The sequence below is a fragment of the Polaribacter sp. Z014 genome, assembly GCF_023555435.1.
Lineage (GTDB): Bacteria > Bacteroidota > Bacteroidia > Flavobacteriales > Flavobacteriaceae > Polaribacter.
Map to the genome: position 1 here is coordinate 223323 of NZ_JALCZP010000002.1, position 20186 is coordinate 243508.

Annotated in this window: 12 protein-coding genes; 8 read left to right on the forward strand and 4 right to left on the reverse strand. The window is 30.6% G+C overall.

Going from position 1 to position 20186, the window contains the following annotated elements:
* Window positions 1–132: 132 nt before the first annotated feature.
* The 6 genes from MPF19_RS04270 (at window position 133) to MPF19_RS04295 (ending at window position 12152) form a co-directional block, all read left to right on the forward strand.
* A complete protein-coding gene (locus MPF19_RS04270) occupies window positions 133–3591 on the forward strand; it encodes a 1,3-beta-D-glucan phosphorylase, GH149 family (RefSeq protein WP_249986928.1) in 3459 nt (1152 codons plus the stop codon).
* Window positions 3592–3686: 95 nt separating this feature from the next.
* Entirely contained in the window at window positions 3687–5300 is a 1614-nt protein-coding gene (locus MPF19_RS04275) for a glycoside hydrolase family 30 protein (RefSeq protein ID WP_249986929.1), read from the forward strand.
* Between the two features lie 114 nt (window positions 5301–5414).
* The gene (locus tag MPF19_RS04280; protein ID WP_249986930.1) at window positions 5415–6689 is read left to right on the forward strand and encodes a glycoside hydrolase family 17 protein; all 1275 of its coding nucleotides are present in this window, start codon (window positions 5415–5417) and stop codon (window positions 6687–6689) included.
* Between the two features lie 63 nt (window positions 6690–6752).
* On the forward strand, window positions 6753–8243 hold the full coding sequence (locus MPF19_RS04285; protein ID WP_249986931.1) for a glycoside hydrolase family 30 protein: 1491 nt from the start codon (window positions 6753–6755) through the stop codon (window positions 8241–8243).
* A 10-nt stretch (window positions 8244–8253) separates the two neighbouring features.
* The gene (locus MPF19_RS04290; protein WP_249986932.1) at window positions 8254–9669 is read left to right on the forward strand and encodes an MFS transporter; all 1416 of its coding nucleotides are present in this window, start codon (window positions 8254–8256) and stop codon (window positions 9667–9669) included.
* A gap of 653 nt (window positions 9670–10322) precedes the next feature.
* Window positions 10323–12152: a T9SS type A sorting domain-containing protein gene (locus MPF19_RS04295; protein ID WP_249986933.1), complete on the forward strand. Its 1830-nt coding sequence runs from the start codon at window positions 10323–10325 to the stop codon at window positions 12150–12152.
* A 354-nt stretch (window positions 12153–12506) separates the two neighbouring features.
* On the opposite strand, the gene MPF19_RS04300 is transcribed toward MPF19_RS04295, so the two are convergent.
* From MPF19_RS04300 to MPF19_RS04310, 3 genes are all read right to left on the reverse strand, one after another.
* Window positions 12507–12689 (reverse strand): hypothetical protein, encoded by a 183-nt coding sequence (locus MPF19_RS04300; RefSeq protein ID WP_208889488.1) that lies wholly within the window; start codon window positions 12687–12689, stop codon window positions 12507–12509.
* Window positions 12690–12907: 218 nt separating this feature from the next.
* Window positions 12908–13057, reverse strand: coding sequence for a Fic family protein (locus tag MPF19_RS04305; RefSeq protein ID WP_208889487.1), 150 nt, complete (start codon window positions 13055–13057; stop codon window positions 12908–12910).
* A 184-nt stretch (window positions 13058–13241) separates the two neighbouring features.
* Window positions 13242–13484: a DUF4172 domain-containing protein gene (locus tag MPF19_RS04310; RefSeq protein WP_208891246.1), complete on the reverse strand. Its 243-nt coding sequence runs from the start codon at window positions 13482–13484 to the stop codon at window positions 13242–13244.
* Between the two features lie 546 nt (window positions 13485–14030).
* Between MPF19_RS04310 and MPF19_RS04315 the strand changes: the two genes are divergently transcribed.
* The gene (locus MPF19_RS04315; protein ID WP_208889486.1) at window positions 14031–14858 is read left to right on the forward strand and encodes an SDR family oxidoreductase; all 828 of its coding nucleotides are present in this window, start codon (window positions 14031–14033) and stop codon (window positions 14856–14858) included.
* Between the two features lie 11 nt (window positions 14859–14869).
* Window positions 14870–16057 (forward strand): mannonate dehydratase, encoded by a 1188-nt coding sequence (gene uxuA, locus MPF19_RS04320; RefSeq protein WP_249986934.1) that lies wholly within the window; start codon window positions 14870–14872, stop codon window positions 16055–16057.
* 43 nt (window positions 16058–16100) lie between these two features.
* Here the strand turns inward: uxuA and MPF19_RS04325 are convergent, their stop codons facing one another.
* Window positions 16101–20168, reverse strand: coding sequence for a hybrid sensor histidine kinase/response regulator transcription factor (locus MPF19_RS04325; protein WP_249986935.1), 4068 nt, complete (start codon window positions 20166–20168; stop codon window positions 16101–16103).
* Window positions 20169–20186 lie beyond the last annotated feature (18 nt).

The window sequence follows — 20186 nt, forward strand, 5'->3', positions numbered from 1 at the left end:
CAAGGTTTTCATAAACTTAAAGGTAACTATTTCTAAAACAGATGAGGTCGATAAAAAGACTTTGGAAAATAAAATTAAATATAAATAACAACTTCTTTAAATAAATAACAAGAGGTTAAAAGAATAATTTTGATGACAAAAAAGACTATTTTTTTAGGAGAAAATAAGGCAGATTTTCAAACACAGGAAGTAAAAGGAGAAATGATCAACTTCGAAAATGAAGTGTATTATAAAATTTCGAATAGCAATGAAATGAGACCTTTTTTTATGAGCATTGTTTCAGACTCTAATCATTGGATGTTCATTTCTAGTAATGGAGGTTTATCTGCAGGTAGAAAAAATAGTGAGTATTCACTTTTTCCTTATTATACAGATGATAAAATTACAGAGTCTGCAGATATAACAGGGAGTAAATCTATTTTTCAAGTTACTAAAAATGAAAAAACTTATGTTTGGGAACCTTTTTCTCAACGTCAAATTGGGTTATATCAAATAAAACAAAACTTGTACAAAAACAGTTTTGGTAATAAAGTTGTTTTCGAAGAAATTAATGAAGATCTAGGACTTACTTTTCGTTATCAATGGAGTTCTTCTGATCAATTTGGATTTGTAAAAAAATCTACTTTAGTTAATAATTCATCAGAAAAAACAGCGGTTACATTTTTAGACGGATTACAAAATATTTTACCTTCGGATGTAGAAACTGATTTACAAAACTCTAGAAGTAATTTAGTAGATGCTTATAAAAAGAGCGAATTACAAAAAGAAAGCGGATTAGGTATATATGCTTTAAGTGCTATAATTGTTGATAAAGCAGAACCAAGTGAAGCTTTAAAAGCAAATACAGTATGGTCTTTAGGTGTTGAAAACCCTACTTATTTATTATCATCATTACAGTTAGATAACTTTAGAAGAGGAAAAGAATTGTTTCAAGAAGAAGATATAAAAGCAGAAAAAGGTGCTTATTTTATCAGTGCAGATGTAGTCTTAGCACCAAATGAAACCAAAGAATGGCGTTTTGTTGCCAACGTAAACCAAACGATTGGAGATGTTCAAAGAATTTCTAAAGCAATTATAAATGATGAAAATTTAGCTCAAATTATTCAAGATGATATTGAATTAGGTACTAAAAACTTAATTGCTTTAACGGGCGCTGCAGATGGTTTACAAGTAACCAATGACGCATTGGTAAACACAAGACATTTTGCAAATACACTTTTCAATTTAATGAGAGGTGGTACTTTTGATGATGATTATAAAATTGAAAAAGAGGATTTTATTAAATACATTTCTAAAGGAAATAAGGATGTTTTTAAAACAAAAGAAGTTCTTTTAAATACATTACCAAATTTATTTACACTAAATACCATTATTGAAATAGCAGAGAAAGATGAAGATAAAAACTTTAAAAGACTTTGTTTTGAATATTTACCATTAAAATTTAGTAGAAGACATGGAGACCCGAGTAGACCTTGGAACAAGTTTTCTATCAATACAAGAAGTGAAATTGATGGTTCTAAAATTTTAGATTATGAAGGGAACTGGCGAGATATTTTCCAGAATTGGGAAACTTTAGCGCATTCGTATCCAGAGTTTATAGAAAGCATGATTCATAAGTTTTTGAATGCAACTACTTTTGATGGCTACAATCCGTATAGAGTTACAAAAGATGGTTTTGATTGGGAGGTTATCGAAGAAAATGATCCTTGGTCTTATATTGGATATTGGGGAGATCATCAAATAATTTATTTATTAAAATTCTTAGAATTTATAGAAAACCATTATCCAAATCAATTAGAAAAACGTTTTTCTGAAGCTGTTTTTGTGTACGCAAATGTGCCTTATAGAATAAAGAAGTATGAGGACATTTTAAAAAATTCGAAAGATACTATTGATTTTGATTTTGAAGAGCAAGATAATATAGAAAAAAGAAGAGAAAGATTAGGTGCCGATGGTGCTTTATTAAGAGACGAAAACTACTTTATTTATAAAGTAAATTTAATCGAAAAATTATTAGCAACCGTTTTAGCAAAAGTGTCTAATTTTATTCCTGAAGGTGGAATTTGGATGAATACCCAAAGACCAGAATGGAATGATGCAAACAATGCTTTGGTTGGTAATGGGGTTTCTATGGTAACACTTAATTACCTAAATCGTTTTTTAAACTTCTTTGATAATTTGGTTGTAAAATCTTCTACAGAAGAGGTAGAGATTTCATTAGAATTAACAATCTTTTTTAATGAAGTAGTTGCCACGCTTAAAGAAAATAAAAATATTTTAGAAGGTAAAGTTTCAAATAAGAATAGAAAAACAGTTTTAGACGGTTTAGGCTTTGCAGCAAGTAAATATAGAAGTACTATTTACGCGGCTGGTTTTTCTAGTGAAAAAACAACGATATCTAAAAGAGCTCTTTTAGAATTTTTATCTATTACAAAACAATACTTAGAGCATACTATAAAAGCAAACAAGCGTTCAGATAATTTATATCATTCTTATAATTTAATGACGATTGAAAATGATGCAGAAGTATCTGTTTCTTACCTATCTGAAATGTTAGAAGGGCAAGTGGCTGTTTTAAGTGCTGGCTATTTATCACCAAAAGAAGCTTTAAAGGTTTTAGACGGAATGAAAGCAAGTGCACTGTTTAGAGAAGATCAATACAGTTATATTTTATATCCGAATAAAGAATTGGCGCGTTTTGATGAGAAAAATGTGGTTCCTAAAGCTTCAGTAGAAAATTCTAAGCTGTTAACTAAGCTTATAGCAGATAACAATACACAAATTATAAATAAGGATGTTTTAGGAAAATATCATTTCAATGCAAATTTTAACAATGCAAATAGTTTAAAAGCAACGTTTGATAATTTACCAGAAACATATACCGCTTTAGTTGAAAAAGAAGCAGATTTATTAGGTGCTATTTTCGAAGAAGTATTTAATCACAAAGCATTTACAGGTCGTTCTGGAACTTTCTTTGGTTATGAAGGTTTAGGGTCTATTTATTGGCACATGGTTTCTAAATTATTATTAGCGGTGCAAGAGAATTGTTTATTAGCGATAAAAAATAAGGAAGATGAAGCTGTAATTGGTCAGTTATTAGATCATTATTATGAAATTCAGGCAGGAATAGGTGTGCATAAATCACCTAAATTATATGGTGCTTTTCCTACAGATCCGTATTCACATACTCCAGGAGGAAAAGGAGCGCAACAACCAGGTATGACTGGTCAGGTTAAAGAAGATGTTTTAAGTAGAATTGGTGAATTAGGTGTTTTTGTAAAAGACGGACAAATTAATTTTAATCCAAGACTTTTAAGAGCAAGTGAATTTGTTACATCGCCTAAAACGTTTACATATACTGCAATTAATAAAGAAGCAAAATTAATTGATTTATCTCAGGGAAGCCTTTGTTTTACTTATTGTCAGGTGCCTATTATTTATAAAAATACAGAAGAAGAAAGTGTAACAATCTTTTTTACTAATGGAGAAGTAACAGCATCAGAAAATTTAATTCTTGATAAAAATATTTCTAAAATGATGTTTGAAAGAACAGGAGAAATAGATAAAATAGAAGTTTCAGTAAAAAAGTAAATGATGCAAGTCATACACAAGGTTTTTTTACCTTTTAGTTGTGAAGCATAATCATATTATTGAAAAGAATAAACATATTTAATATTAAAAAGAAAATGAAAAATTATAATGAAAAAATGAATATGCAGCCTGGTATTCTAAACATTAGCGGGTTCTGGTTTTTGTTTATATCTATAGTTTTTGTTAGTTGCTCACCGCAAAGTGCTTATGATAATTATGTGTCAGATGTTTATCAAACTTCACAGGCAGGTGACAATCTTAAATTAATATCAAGTGATGAAGCTAAAAAAACCGCTGCGGTAGTAAAGAAAGTAACCTTACAGCTTTTACCTGATAAAGAATATCAAAAGTATTATGGTTTTGGTGCTTCGTTTACTGAATCTTCAGCATGGAATTTGGCTACGATACCAGTAGCTTCTCGTAAAAAGGTTTTGGCAAAACTTTTTAGCCCAACAGAAGGCGCCGGATTTACGCTTACAAGAACGCACATTAATAGTAGTGATTATTCAAATACTCACTATACTTATATTAAAGAAGGCGATGAAGATCTTTCAACTTTCAGTATTCAAGAAGACATGAAAGGGTTTACTGGTGAGGAAAACGATCAAGTGCGTGGTATTGAACTTATAGAACCAAGTTATGATCTTATTCCTATGATTTTAGAGGCTTCTGGCATTTCTGGAGCAGATTTTAAAATTATTGCTTCGCCTTGGAGTCCACCATCTTGGATGAAAACAGGGGAAACTGCTAAAATGACAAATGGAACTTTACTTCCTAAATATTATGGTCTTTGGGCTGAATATTTATCAAAATATGTAAGTGCTTATAAAGAAAAAGGAATTACTATTTGGGGACTTACACCACAGAATGAACCACTACATGCACATAATGCGCAATGGGATAGTAATGGATTTACGCCAGAACAAGGGAGAGACTTTTTGAGAGATCATTTAGGGCCTCAATTGGTTAAAGATGGTCATCTTAATCTTGAAGATTTGGATGCTGGATTACACGTATTAATTTACGATCACAATAAGTCTACAATGAATGACTATGTAGCAAAAACGTATGAAGATCCTGAAGCATCTAAGTATGCTTGGGGAACTGCTTTTCATTGGTATACAAATTCAGAATTAAAAGAAAATAATTGGTATGCGAAAGAATTAACGGAGTTACAGAAAAATTGGCCAAACAAAGGGATGATTCATTCTGAATCGAGCATAGATATTGATGCTAATGCTCCGATTGGTCAATATTGGAGAGCAAGCACGGACTATGCGGGTACTTTTGTGCCTTTTGAAACGTATGCTTACGATATTATTACAGATTTAAATCACGGAACTCAGGGATATGTGGAGTGGTGTAGTATTCTGAGTAATAGGGGACAACCAAATCCTTACAATAACTTTAACAGTGCGCCGGTGCTAATTAATCCAGTTACTGACGAAGTAATTTATACACCTCTTTATTATTTATTGAGCCATTTTAGTAAGTTCATTCGTCCGGATGCACACAGAATTGGTTTAAAAGGTAAAGCAGTAGATGGACTGATATATACAGCGGCAAAGAATCCTGATGGTTCCATGGCTGTTGTTGTTTATAATAATAATGAAGAAGCTCAGGAAGTATCGATTGTATTAGATACAAAGACGTTTACAACGCAAGTTGCACCCAAAGCTATTCAAACGATTCATTTACGAAGTAAGTAAAAAACATCAAAATGTAATTGCCTAAATACAGCTTAATATACAAATAGGTCTTTAAAATAGATCGATTCTAGGTTATAAATTTTTATGTGTAATTAATATTTAATCATTAAAAATATGAACTCAATTTTTAAAATATCACTTGCATTTTTTGTGTTGATTTTAGGTGTTAGTTGTAACTCTAAACAGAAGAAAAAACAAGAACAAAAAGTTGAAATGACGGCAGAAGATATTTTAGGAAATTCAGATTATTTAGCTATTTCTTATGGAGGTTATAGGCAGATTTCAAGAGAAAATCAGCCTACTGTATTAGAGTTAAAAGAAGATTTGAAAATACTTTCAGCAATGGGTATTAAGGTTTTAAGAACCTATAATGTGCAAACCAAATTACCACATGCAGCAAATGTTTTAGAAGCCATTCATCAACTTAAAAAAGAAGATGCAAATTTTGAAATGTATGTAATGTTGGGCGCTTGGATAGATTGCTTAAATGCTTGGACAGATAAAGAACCAGATCACAATGTAGAAAGTGATCAAAATGAAGGAGAAATAGCAAGAGCAGTAGCATTGGCAAATAAATACCCGGATATTGTTAAGGTAATTGCTGTAGGTAATGAAGCTATGGTTAAATGGGCAGCCAGTTATTTTGTACAACCAAATGTTATTTTAAAATGGGTAAATCACCTGCAAGGTTTAAAGAAAAACGGCAAACTATCTAAAGAGGTTTGGATAACAAGTTCAGACGATTTTTCTTCTTGGGGTGGAGGTGATTCAATGTATCACATAGAAGATTTAGAAAAATTGATAAAAGCGGTAGATTATATTTCTATGCATACGTATGCATATCATAACTCTCACTATAATCCGGAGTTTTGGAAAGTTCCTGAAAATGAACAAAGTTTATCGGACAAAGAAAAGGTAGATAATGCAATGTTGCGTGCTTTTATGTTTGCTAAAAAACAATATAGTGGTGTTGTAAATTATATGAAAAGTTTGGGAGTTCATAAACCTGTTCATATTGGCGAAACTGGTTGGGCAACTATTTCTAGCGGACATTATGGTACAAATGGTTCTAGAGCTACAGATGAGTATAAGCAAGGTTTGTATTATAATCACTTAAGAGAATGGACCAATAAAGAAGGCATTTCGTGCTTTTATTTTGAAGCTTTTGACGAACAATGGAAAGATGCAGAAAACCCAGATGGATCAGAAAATCACTTTGGTTTGATCAACTTTAAAGGAGAAGCTAAATATGCACTTTGGAATTTAGTAGATAAAGGCGTTTTTAATGGATTAACTAGAGATGGGAAATCAATAACAAAAACTTATAAAGGAAATATAGATGCTTTAATGAAAAAGGTCTTAGTTCCGAATACAGAATATAATAGATGAATTAATTTTTAGACCTCACAGGTTTTTAAAACCTGTGAGGTCTTGTACAAATACCATAAAATAATGAAACCAATTAAATTTTTAATCTGCAGTATTTTACTGATTGCTATGAGTTGTAAAACCGAAGACAATCATTTAAAAGTAGCTGTTTACGAAACTTCGAAAGCAGGAAATAAACTTACCAAAATTACTGATTTCACTTCTGCTGAAAATGCAGCTACAATTATCTTAAATCCTGATAAAACCTTTCAAACCATTACTGGTTTTGGAGGTGCTTTTACAGAGTCTTCTGCGTATTTATTAAATAAATTAAGCAAAAAAAATAGAGATACCATTATACAAGCGTATTTCTCAGAAGAAGGCGCAAACTATTCGCTAACAAGAACCCACATGAATTCTTGTGATTTTTCTATAAGTCAATACTCATATTCTCCGGTAGCAGAAGATATGGAATTAGCGCATTTCACCATTAAAGATGATATGGATGATTTAATTCCGATGATAAAAGATGCGATGAAAGCGTCTAAAGACGGATTTAAAATATTTGCATCTCCTTGGACGGCTGCTCCTTGGATGAAAGACAATAAAAAATGGGTTGGCGGAAAATTATTGCCAAAATATTATGATACATGGGCATTGTTCTTTTCTAAATATGTAGATGCTTACCAAGCAGAAGGAATTGATATTTGGGGTTTTACGGTAGAAAATGAGCCTCATGGAAATGGAAATAATTGGGAGAGTATGCATTATACTCCAACAGAAATGACGGAATTTGTACAACACCATTTAGGGCCAAAATTAGAAGCTGATGGAAAGGGAGATGTTAAAATTTTAGGATACGACCAAAATAGAGGAGGCGTAAAAGAATGGGTAGATGTAATGTTTAAAGATGAAGGTTCATCAAAATATTATGATGGTACCGCAATTCACTGGTACGAAAGTACATACGAAGTTTTTCCGGAAGCGTTACAATATGCACATAACAAAGCTCCAAATAAATACTTAATAGAAACAGAAGGTTGTATAGATTCTCAGGTTCCAGAATGGAATAACGACGCTTGGTATTGGAAAAAAGAAGCAACTGATTGGGGTTGGGATTGGGCACCAGAAAAAGACAAACATTTACACCCAAAATATGCGCCTGTAAACAGATATGCAAGAGATATTATTGGCTGCCTAAATAATTGGGTAGATGGTTGGGTAGACTGGAATATGGTTTTAGACACAAAAGGAGGACCTAACTGGTTTGAAAATTGGTGTGTGGCTCCGGTAATTGTAGATCCAGAAAAAGATGAAGTATATTTTACACCATTGTATTACACAATGGCTCATTTTAGTAAATATATAAGACCAGAAGCAAAAGTAATTGGTTTAGAAAATACAGATAAAGAATTACAAGTAACTGCTGCACAAAACCCAGATGGTTCTATTGCTGTGGTCGTTTTTAATGAAGGAAAAAATAAGAAGAGTTTTAAAATTCTTTTAGGAGAAAAAGAAACACTTATTAATATTGATGCTCAAGCTTTACAGACCGTAATAATAGCAACTAAATAAAATCAACGCCATGTCAAATTATAAAACGTCTTCTAAAGTACCAATGAGTCAAAAAATAGCCTTTGGAGTTGGTATGCTTGCAAATCAAATGTTTCCCGCTGTAATTGGTATATTTATAGTCGTTTTAGTAAAAGATTTAGGTTTTCCTGGTTGGATGTGGGGTGTTATTTCTTTAGTTCCCAGAATTTTTGATGCTGTTACAGATCCTATTATGGGCTATATTTCAGACAATACAAAATCTCGATGGGGCAGACGAAGACAATATGTTTTTATTGGAGCCATCATAATGGGGATTTCTTTTATCATTATGTGGCAATTGTTTAGAGAAAACTCGCTTGACTATAACTTTTGGTATTTCTTATTAACGTCATTTGCTTTTTATTTAGGTTTAACCATTTTTAGTGTGCCTTATGTAGCTATGGGCTATGAAATGAGCGATGATTTTCATGAGAGAACTAGCATCATGGCAGTGGCACAATGGATTGGTCAATGGGCTTGGGTTATTGCACCTTGGTTTTGGGTTGTTATGTATGATCCAGAATGGTATGTAACTGCGGATGTTGCAGTAAGAGAATTGGCTGTTTGGGTAGGAATTATTTTTGCAATTTGTGCAATGGTACCAGCAATTTTCATCAAAAGCAAATCTACCATTAATGAAAATTATGCTTCTTTAACATTAAAAAATATTGGAGGAAGTTTAAAAGAAATAGGAAATAACTTTGTAGAAGCGTTTAGATCTAAACCTTTTAAAAAATTATGTTTTGCTACATTTTTTGTTTTTAATGCATTTAATACGGTAGCAAGTTTTACTTTTTTTATTATCGTTTATTATCTTTTTAAAGGAGATGCTGCTGCCGCAGGAATTTGGCCAACGTTATTTGGTAGTATTGGGGCTTTGGTAACTACTTTTTTAGTAATTCCTATTGTGGCTAAAATGTCTAAATTATTAGGTAAAAAACAAGCATTTATGGTGTCTCAAGGAATTTCTGTATTGGGGTATATTATGTTATGGTTCTTATTTATACCTGGTAAGCCGTATATGTTTCTTTTTGCCTTGCCTTTCTTCTCTTTTGGTATTGGAGGTTTATTTACATTAATGATGTCTATGACCGCAGATGTAATAGATTTAGATGAATTAAATACGGGTAAACGTAGAGAAGGTGTTTTTGGAGCTATTTATTGGTGGATGGTTAAATTTGGATTTGGAATTGCAGGTGGTTTAAGTGGAGCAATTTTATCTGTTATTGGTTTTGATTCTGCCGTAAATATTCAACCAGAAAGCACCCTTATTGGTTTAAGATTGTTCTTTTCAGGGTTTCCTGTATTTGGCACTCTTATAGCAATGTATATTATGAGGAATTATGATTTAACAGAAAAACGTTCACTAGAAATTAGAGTGGCATTAGACAAACGTAAAGAAGACTAAATCATAGAAATTAATACCAGTATAAGTTTCTATGAAGACAGAATAATAATGAAAAATTAAACTATTAAGAAATAATTAAGTCCCTTTTTAATTTAAATATTTTTTTTAAAACGCTATAAATATTAACTATTTGTAGCGTTTTTTAGTTGACAGGTATTCGTTACAGAGAAACGAATTTAAGCTATTGTTTTAATGTTTATTGATGTAAAATTATGGTTAATGCACTTATACTTTTAGTGCAGTTCCTATAGTTAGTCATAATACTTAATAGCGCTTAACTTAAGAAGGAATTATTAAGAGAATAAAAGGGTTTTTTAAACACCTATAAAAGTAATTAAGCTATCGAAATATAAAATATTTGTTTTGTGTATTGTCAAAATTGTTCGTTTTATTTTGGTTTAAAACAATACCTAACAAAAATGGAACACTACTTATGTTTTTCGTGCTATACATTACCTATACAAATAACTATATCTGCTTAATAACTAATAAATTAAAGTAAAATAAAAACGTTGTTAAGGATTGCTATCATTGGTTCTTAAACTTAAAACATAAAATATCTCTAGTTGTATGTTTTTTGTCGTGGTAATAAAGGTTAAAATAGAATATATTAAAGTTAATATTGTTGCATAACTTTAAAAACACAAACAATTATGAAAAAAATTACCTTACTAATGATCCTTTTGATTTCTTCTTTAGGATTCGCACAACAACAAGAGTATCATTTAGATTTTGAGGAAGGAACTCAATCAGGAATAGCTGCAAATTGGTTTACTTTTGATAATAGTCCTGCACCTGCAGAGGTTGTAGATAACCCAGATTTAGATGGTGTAAATGCAACAGCTTCTAAAGTAATGAAAGTGGTTGTTGGACCCGGAAATGCTTTCTATGCAGGTGTTAATAATAAATGGGAAGATTCAAAATTTGGTACTTGGAAATTAGATATGAGTGTACCAAATAATTTAACTCTTACTATGGACGTACATAAAAACTATATAGGTACTGTAGGTATTAAAATGGGAACAAATGCTGGAGGAACTACCTTTGAAATCTCTAATCAGAATGTTGGTAATACAGTTGTTGATGAATGGCAAACTTTAACGTTTGACCTTTCTGGTATAAATCCTAATGGAGATTTATCAAACATAAGTCAAATGGTTATTTTTGCGGATTGGACTCAAAATATGCCAGATAGAGCAGAAGGAAGCACCATTTATATTGATAATATTAAATTTAATGCAGAAAAGTTAACAGATGCTCCAGAAATTCCTGTTGCGGGTACAGCAACATTACCAATAGATTTTGAAAGTGAAACTACTTGGGTAGATTTTGATGGAGGTGCTGTAACAACAGAAACGAATCCTCATAATAATGCAGATAATACTTCTACAAATGTTGGTAAAATGGTTAAAAGTGCAGGTCAACCTTGGGGAGGAAGTTCTATTGCCTTAAGTTCAGGTATGGATTTTGCAAATAACGATATGTTTACAATGAAAGTATATTCGCCAAGAGCAGGAGCAAAAGTGCTATTAAAAGTAGAAAACTCTTCAGATGCTGGAACTTTTTTCGAAAAAGAAGTAGAAACTACAGTTACAAATACTTGGGAAACTTTAACTTTTGATTATGCTGCAATTAGTAAAACGAATACTTATGATAAGTTTGTATTAATATTTGATAATGGAACAGAAGGAGATGGTTCGGCAAATTTTACTTTCTATTTAGATGATATCGCTTTATCTAGTTCGGGTGTTGTAATTCCTACAGTAGCTTTACCTCTAGATTTTGAAAGCGCAACTACATGGGGTGATTTTGATGGAGGAGCTGTAACAACATTAGCAAACCCTCATAATAATGCAGATAATAGTTCTGAAAATGTTGGTAAAATGGTTAAAAGTGCAGGTCAACCTTGGGGAGGAAGTTCTCTTAATATGAGTGCTGGAATGGATTTTGCAAATAACGACATGTTTACAATGAAAGTTTTTTCTCCAAGAGTAGGAGCAAAAGTTTTATTAAAAGTAGAAGATTCAGGAAATGGGACAATTTTTTTCGAAAAAGAAGTAGCAACAACAATGGAAAATACTTGGGAAACTTTAACTTTTGATTATACATCAATTAATAAAGCGAATACTTATGATAAGTTTGTAATAATTTTTGATAATGGAACAGAAGGTGATGGTTCTGCAAATTTTACTTTTTATATTGATGATGTTGTTTTATTTAATTCTGCAACAGCAGGTGTAAATGATAATGAATTGTCAAAAGTTTCTATGTATCCTAATCCAACTAAAAATAGATTAAATATTTCAGCTCAAAACACAATTAAAAATGCAGCGATCTATAATTTATTGGGTAAACAAATAATGAGTTTAGAAATCAATAAAAACAGCGAGTCTATTGATGTTTCTAATTTATCTTCTGGAATTTACTTAATTAAGTATTCTGTAAATAACGTATTTGCAACAGCAAAATTTATTAAAGAATAATTTATATTTTTTTAGTTTAAAAGGGATGCTATTCTAGCATCCCTTTTTTATTTAAATAATGATATTAAAAACGTTTTTCAATTTCGATTCCAATCTTTTTTTTTATATTTAAAATATTAACTGAAACCAAAGGGAGTTCTGTAGAAGAAGTAGAAATTGAATTGATAAATAACTAACAATAGAAACCAAAATACCACTAAAGGAAAACAAATCTATTTGCCAATACAATATGTAATAATCCTATATTCTATTGGGTTTGTAGCAGTTTAGGTGTACTAAAGCTGTACACTTTTATTTTCTTTTAGCTGTTGTTTAGTGGATAAAAGTACGACAAATATAAATTTTATACATTAATTATATTTTGTCGAAATTGATTTGATAAGAAGTATTAGGTCCTTTGCCTAATAGTTTTAAAACATTCATTTCTAATAAATTTTGTAAATCACGGGTAGCAGTAGCTTTAGAAGTTTTAGTAATACTAATAAACTTTTTATTGGTAATGCCTTCTTCAAATCCATCAATTACTCCTGCTAACATCCGTTTAATTACTTTTAATTGTCTATCATTTAATTTCGATTTATAGGTATCGAAAAGATTCGTTTTTTCAGCGTAGAATCAATAATAGATTCAGATAAATCTAGCGCATCAAGTATTAAATCAATAAAGTCAATTAGTTATTTGATTGTTTATTTTTACTATTTCTAAAGAACCATAATATTGCTTTTTTTCTTTTTCTATACTTGTAGAAAGAATAATTAATAAAGGCTACTTATAGTTTGTAAAAGTGCTTTTTCTGCAATAGCTCTTCCAACTCTTCCATTAACATCTTCAAAAGGATGAATGCTTTCAAAATATAAATGAGTAACAGCAGCTCTAATGGCTAAGTGTTTTATAGTTTTTTTCATTAGGAGCAGAGTCATTAAATCAATTTATAAATTGCTCCATTTCTTTAGGTAGGTCTTTTGAAGGAGGAACTTCAAAATGATTTTTTTTCCTTCCCATTGCTCCAGAAATGACTTGCATAGGTTCTTGATGAGTTCTCCATTCCCTAACTTTAATATTCTTCACGTCCTGTAATAGTTTGCGATGCTAATCAAATAGCATTTCTTTGAATGTGTTCTGAACCATGGTAACAAGCTCTCCAATTTCTTTGGCTTTAATATCTTTTACGTTCTCGTATGAAGTGCTTATTTTAAGGTTGTTTCTAACGGAAGACATTACATCTTTTCTACTTAAATATTCTCTTTCAATTTCTGAAGTTTTAATAGCTTCAGAGGCCAAAATATTAATTGTAGTTTGTGTGTGTGATTTTTTTGATAAGCCTTTTATTATTACTTAACTAGTCCTGTTTTTTGAACAAAAACATATAATTTGTCTTCTAACTCTTCTATATTATAAGAGAAATGAGTTCAATATTTTTGTTGCCAATTATAATTCATGAGCCGATTAAATTAATTATTAGGTTCGTTAAATTTATAATATTCCTTAGAATTATGATTTATTAATTTGGATTAAGAGTTAATAGGTTCTTTTTTATCTAAAGAATTCAACTTTTAAATATAAAAGCCTCTTAGAAGAAAGTATTGTGCTATTCTTTTGTTTGATTTTAACACTAATGTCAACTAACTAGTTTTTATAATTGAATTCAATTATAAAATAAGGTGTCTGTTTTATCTCCTAATTTAGTATTAAAATTATAACAAACATGTTTCAATGTGAAACATAAAAACAAACATGATACAATTTTAGTATAGATTGAAACAATACATGAAAATCATTAGTAACGTGAGTTATACCTTTGTGAAATAATAAAGGGGTGACATAATTCGATTTTTAAGTAGAGTCACTAATTAGGAATAAAAACATAAAAATATTATAATGAGTAAAGTAGTAGTATTAACAGGAGCGGGAGGAGTTTTATGTAGCACATTAGCTATAGCACTTGCTAAGGAAGGGAACAGTGTAGCTGTTTTAGATTTAAGAAAAGATGCCGCAGATAAAGTTGCTAATGAAATTAATACTGCTGGAGGAAATGCAATTGGTGTTGCAGCAAATGTATTGGAAAAAGATTCTTTAGAAAAAGCAAAAGAAATAGTAAATGATACTTTTGGTAAAGTTGATATTTTAGTAAATGGAGCTGGAGGAAATCATCCTTTAGGAACAACTTCTAATCCGTTTTTAGTACTAGAAGACTTATCAAACAAAACAGAAGGTTTTAAAACTTTTTTCGATTTAGATCCAAAAGGAATAGAGTTTACATTCAACCTTAACTTCTTAGGAACATTAATTCCTACACAAGTTTTTGCAACAGATATGGTAGGTAGAAAAGGTTGTTCTGTACTGAATATTTCTTCAATGAACGCATTTACACCTCTAACAAAAATACCAGCTTATAGTGGCGCAAAAGCGGCTGTTTCTAATTTCACACAATGGTTAGCTGTACATTTTTCTAAAGTAGGAATCCGTGTTAATGCATTAGCTCCTGGTTTTTTCTTAACAGATCAAAACAGAAGTTTATTAACAGAATCTGATGGAAGTTTAACTAAAAGAGGACAGCAAATTATAGATCAAACTCCAATGGAGCGTTATGGTAAACCTGAAGATTTAATAAGCACAACTTTATATTTATGTGATGATGCATCTTCTTTTGTAACAGGAATTGTAATCCCTATTGATGGTGGGTTTGCAGCGTATAGTGGCGTTTAAAAAAAAATAAAATGAGACAAAATTTAGAACAAACTTGGCGTTGGTACGGACCAAATGACCCCGTTTCTTTATCAGATATAAAACAATCAGGTGCAACAGGAGTTGTTTCTGCGTTACATCACATTCCAAATGGAGAAGTTTGGACTGTAGAAGAAATTCAAAAAAGAAAAGATATTATTGAAAGTGTTGGTTTGACTTGGTCTGTAGTAGAATCTGTACCAATTCATGAAAACATAAAAACAAAATCTGGAGATTATCAATTGTATATTGATAATTACAAACAAACGCTTTTAAATTTAGGTGAATGTGCAATTGATATTGTTTGTTACAACTTTATGCCAGTATTAGATTGGACACGTACAAACTTAGATTACGAAGTTTCAGATCAATCTACAGCATTACGTTTTGAAGCAGCAGCATTTGCCGCTTTTGAATTGTACTTGTTAAAAAGACCTGGAGCAGAAAACGAATATTCGGATGCTCAAAAACAAAAAGCTGCAGCATTTTTAAAGAATTCATCAGCAGCGGAACAAAAAACCTTAATCAGAAACATTATTGCAGGTTTACCTGGAGCTGAAGAAGGATATTCTTTAGAAGAATTTAATGCTATTTTGGCAACCTATAACAATGTTGGCCCAAAGGAATTGAAAGCAAATTTATTTTCGTTTTTATCAGAAATTATTCCTGCAGCAGAACAAGCAGGGGTTTTAATGTGTATTCACCCTGATGATCCTCCTTTTCCTATTTTAGGTTTACCAAGAGTAGTATCAACAGAGCAAGATATTGTAGATTTATATGAAGCTGTTCCTTCTCATAATAACGGATTAACATTCTGTACTGGTTCTTTTGGAGTAAGAGCAGATAATGATTTAGCAGGAATGGTAGAACGTTTGGGTGATAGAATCCACTTTATTCATTTAAGAGCAACTAAAAGAGATGCAGAAGGGAATTTCCACGAAGCAGATCATTTAGATGGAGATGTAGATATGTATGCTGTTATGAAGGCGTTGATTTTAGAACAACAAAAACGTATTGCTGCAGGAAGAAAAGATCTTAGAATGCCTTTTAGACCAGATCATGGTCATAAGATGTTAGACGATTTAAAAAAGAAAACAAATCCTGGTTATTCAGGAATTGGACGTTTACGTGGTTTAGCAGAATTACGTGGATTAGAAATCGGAATTAGACGTTCATTATAATTAAAATAATGATAATAAATAGAAAAAGAAATACCTATAACAACTATTTGTTATAGGTATTTCTTTTTAAAAACTCACTTGGCGTCATTCCGTAATGTTTTTTAAACGAAGTTGTAAAGTAATTATGAGAATTAAAACCAACAGCAAAACCAATTTCGTTCATTCTATAACTTCCGCTCTTCATGAGTATAACGGCATGTTTTAATCTTTCATATCTAATAAACTCAGTAGCTGATTGATTTGTTAAAGATTTTAGTTTTCTATGTAAAGTAGTTCTACTCAATCCTAATTCACTTGCTAAGGTTTCAACAGTAAAACTTGCATTAGAAATATTAGATTCAATAACCTCAACAGCCTTTAAAATAAGCTTCTTATCAATATCCATTTGATCTACTTTCTCTTCCCAAACTTCATTAATATTAACAAATGATTCTCTCAGGTTTTTTCTAGATTCTAATAAATTAATAATTTGGGTAATTAAAAGGTTATCGTCGAAAGGTTTAGAAAGATAAGCATCTGCTCCAGAGGTTAATCCCGAAATTCTATTCTTTACACTTTCTAATGCAGTTAACAAGATTATTGGAATATGACTTGTTCTTATATCTTTTTTTATGGTTTCACAAAGTTCTATTCCATCCATTTCCGGCATCATAATATCAGAAACAATAATGTCAGGAAAAAGAGAATGGACTTGCTCTAAAGCTTCAACTCCGTTTTTTGCCTTTGAAATTTTAAAATAATTACCCAACACATTACTTAAATAATTTAGTAATTCAATGTTGTCTTCAACAATAAGAATTAATGAATCTTGATTGTAAATTTCCGATTTTTCAACCTTTTCTTCAAGTTCTATTAAATCAGCTTTCGGTACTTCATTAATATAGGTTTCTGAATTAGTGTTTGTTTCATTAATATCTAATTGTTCACAAGGAATTATAATGCTAAAAATAGTGCCTTTATTTTCAACGGAAACGACTTTTAAACTTGCATTATGTAAGTTAATGTACTCTTTCGTTAAATCTAAACCAATCCCTGTGCCTTGGCTATCTTTGCTATCCTTATGATAAAACCGTTTAAATATATTTGAAAGATTCTCTTTAGAGATACCAACACCGGTATCCGATATAGATATTTCAACAAAGTTTTTAATATTAGGGTCTCCAATTGTAAATTCATTATAATTAATAAATTCTATATCGGTTTTTGAATTGTATTTTATTTTTATTTCTACAGTAGAATCATCTGTACAATACTTAAATGCATTTGAAAGAATATTAAAAATGATTTTATCCAGTTTTTCTGGATCAAAATCCATTCTAAGTGATTGTATGTCAGATTTAAAGTTATAGATAAAACTTCTATGTTTTGCGTGTTCTGTAAAACAATCAAAAATGTTTTTTGTAAAAGAAACAATGTCACTGTTAATCAGACTTAACTTTAATTTTCCTGCTTCAATTTTTCTGAAATCTAAAATTTGATTGATCAATCTTAAAAGTCTTTCAGAATTGTTTTTTATAAGATTCAATTGACTAAAAACAGGGTCGGTTTTTTCAAAATTATTTAGTAACCTTTTAACAGGCCCTAATATTAAAGTAAGCGGTGTTCTAAACTCGTGTGTTATATTTGTGAAAAATTGTAGTTTTATTTGATGTAAACTTTCTTCACTTTCGTTTTTTATTTTCTCTATTTGAATCTGATTTTTTAGTTTTTGACGATTTTGGGCTTGTTTTCGTACAAATAGTATTAGAATCAGTGTGAATAAAAAATACACCATAAAAGCATACCAACGTGTCCAAAAAGGTTGTGCAATTTTTATTTGTACCGTGGTTGGAATTTCATTCCAGATATCATCATTGTTTGAGGCTAAAACTTCAAAAGTATAACTTCCAGAGGGTACATTTGTGAATATTGCCGGACCATTTATATCTGTTTCTACCCAATTTTCATCAAAGTTTAAAAGACGATATTTAAAGTGATTTTTATCGGGATCTATATAATTATTTGCAGTAAGTCTAAAACTAAAAGAATTCTGATTATGATCTAATTTAATTGATTTAGAAATGTTAATATTTGATGTTAAGATTTTATTTTCTTGTCCAGGAACCACTTCTTTATTACTAACATAGAAATTAGTAATAATGGCTTTAGGTTTAATGGTATTTCTAATTAATATATCATCGGGTCTAAAATAAATAAAACCATTTGAACCTCCAAAAAACATGAGTCCGTTTTTAGAGATTAGACCTGCATTTGGCGTGAATCTATTGTTATGAATACCTTCAATATGGCCAAATGTTATTGCTTTGTTTTCATCTGGATAATACTTGCAAATACCATTATCTGTGGCTAACCATAAATTAGAATTAATATCTTCTAAAATGGTATAGATGTCATTACCGGGTAAGTTGTTTTTTGTGGAGTAGTGTTCAAACTTCTTGCTTTTTAAAGTTAACTTATCTAAACCTCCACCATTTGTTCCTATCCAAATATTACCCTTAACATCTTCAAATACCGAATAAATATAATCTGTAGATAAACTATTTGGATCAGTTTCAGAGTGTAAGAACCTTATAAATTCATCAGAATTTTTCTTTAATAAATTTAATCCTTTTTCAGTAGCAAACCACAAATTTCCTTTTCTATCTTTTATCATTTTTCTAATATGATTATTAGAGATAGAAGTTTTAACTAAAGGGTTGTGTTTGTATTGTTTAAACGTTTTATCCACGAAAGAATAATAAAAAACACCTTGTTGGTAATCACTAATCCATATACCTTTCTCAACAGGTAACATACTAAGGGTTTGAAGACCTACCTTAAAGGGAGTTATTAATTTCGTGAATTTTTCATCGTTTTTTGCTCTATATAAAATACCATCATCACGGGTTCCTACCCATAATCTATTATAGATATCAAATACGATTGATTTAATGTTTTTCACTTTTTTGTTATCGTATAAAACGTCAAGTTCTTCTGTTTTATTTTCTTTTTGATTATATTTAAAGAGACTACCAAATTCAGTACCAATCCAGGTATGATCATTATCTGGGTCTGGTGAAAAGGAGGTTATAATATTGTTACTTTTAGACTTGTTTTTATTTGATTGGGTAAAATGAGTAACAGAATTCTTAAACTCACTGTGATAACTTAAACCTCCCAACCAGGTGCCAATCCAAATAATATTGTTGGAGTCTTTGTATAGAGACCAAATTGATTGATGCGGTAAATTAGGATGGTTTTCTGAGTTAATCACTTTAATAACATCAAGATCATTCATGATAGCGACACCATCATAGGTTCCTACCCATAATTTACCATCCTTAGATTTAATGATGCTTCTTACACGATTACTTAAAAAGTTTGTTTGCTTGTTATAATGATTTAAAAGGCTTCCGTTTATGTCAAAACACATCAAACCTTTTTTATCATAACCTATCCAAATATGTTCATCGTCTGAATAAAATGTTCTTGGATAACCAGATATACTTTGCGTAAAAAATTGAAATTTAGTAGCATTCTTAGTTTTGAAATATACTTTTCCGTCTTGAAATACAACCCAGATATTATTTGAGTCATCTTTATATAATAATCGTGGGCGAGATTTATTGTTATGAATGTTTATGTATTCAGCTGTATCGAGATTCCCATTTAGTTGAGCAATACCTTTTTGATCCAAAAACCAATAATCACCATCTGTAGTTTCAATTATGGCATCAATATTATCTCCTATTAATTTATTCTGACTATTCTTTATTGACAACCTAGAAAAAGAATCAAAAACGGGATCATATTTACAGATACCTTTCTCCGTAGCTATTAGTAAATCTCCATCTTTGTTGCTTAAAATTTGGTTTATCCTATTTGTAGATAAGGTTTTGGGGTTCGATTGAGAATAGCTGTATCGTTTTATTTCGTTAGAATTATATTTAAACAAACCATTATTGGTTCCAAACCAAATAAAGCCTAAATGATCTTCGCTTATACACATTACAGAAGTAATAGAAACACCTCCTTCTGGACTAACTTCTGTTAAAGAAATAATAGGAGCATTTTGAGAATAGAAAGAAGTTGGTAAAAGAAAAAGTATATATATAAATAGAAGTATCCTCATTTTAATCATGTGTATATT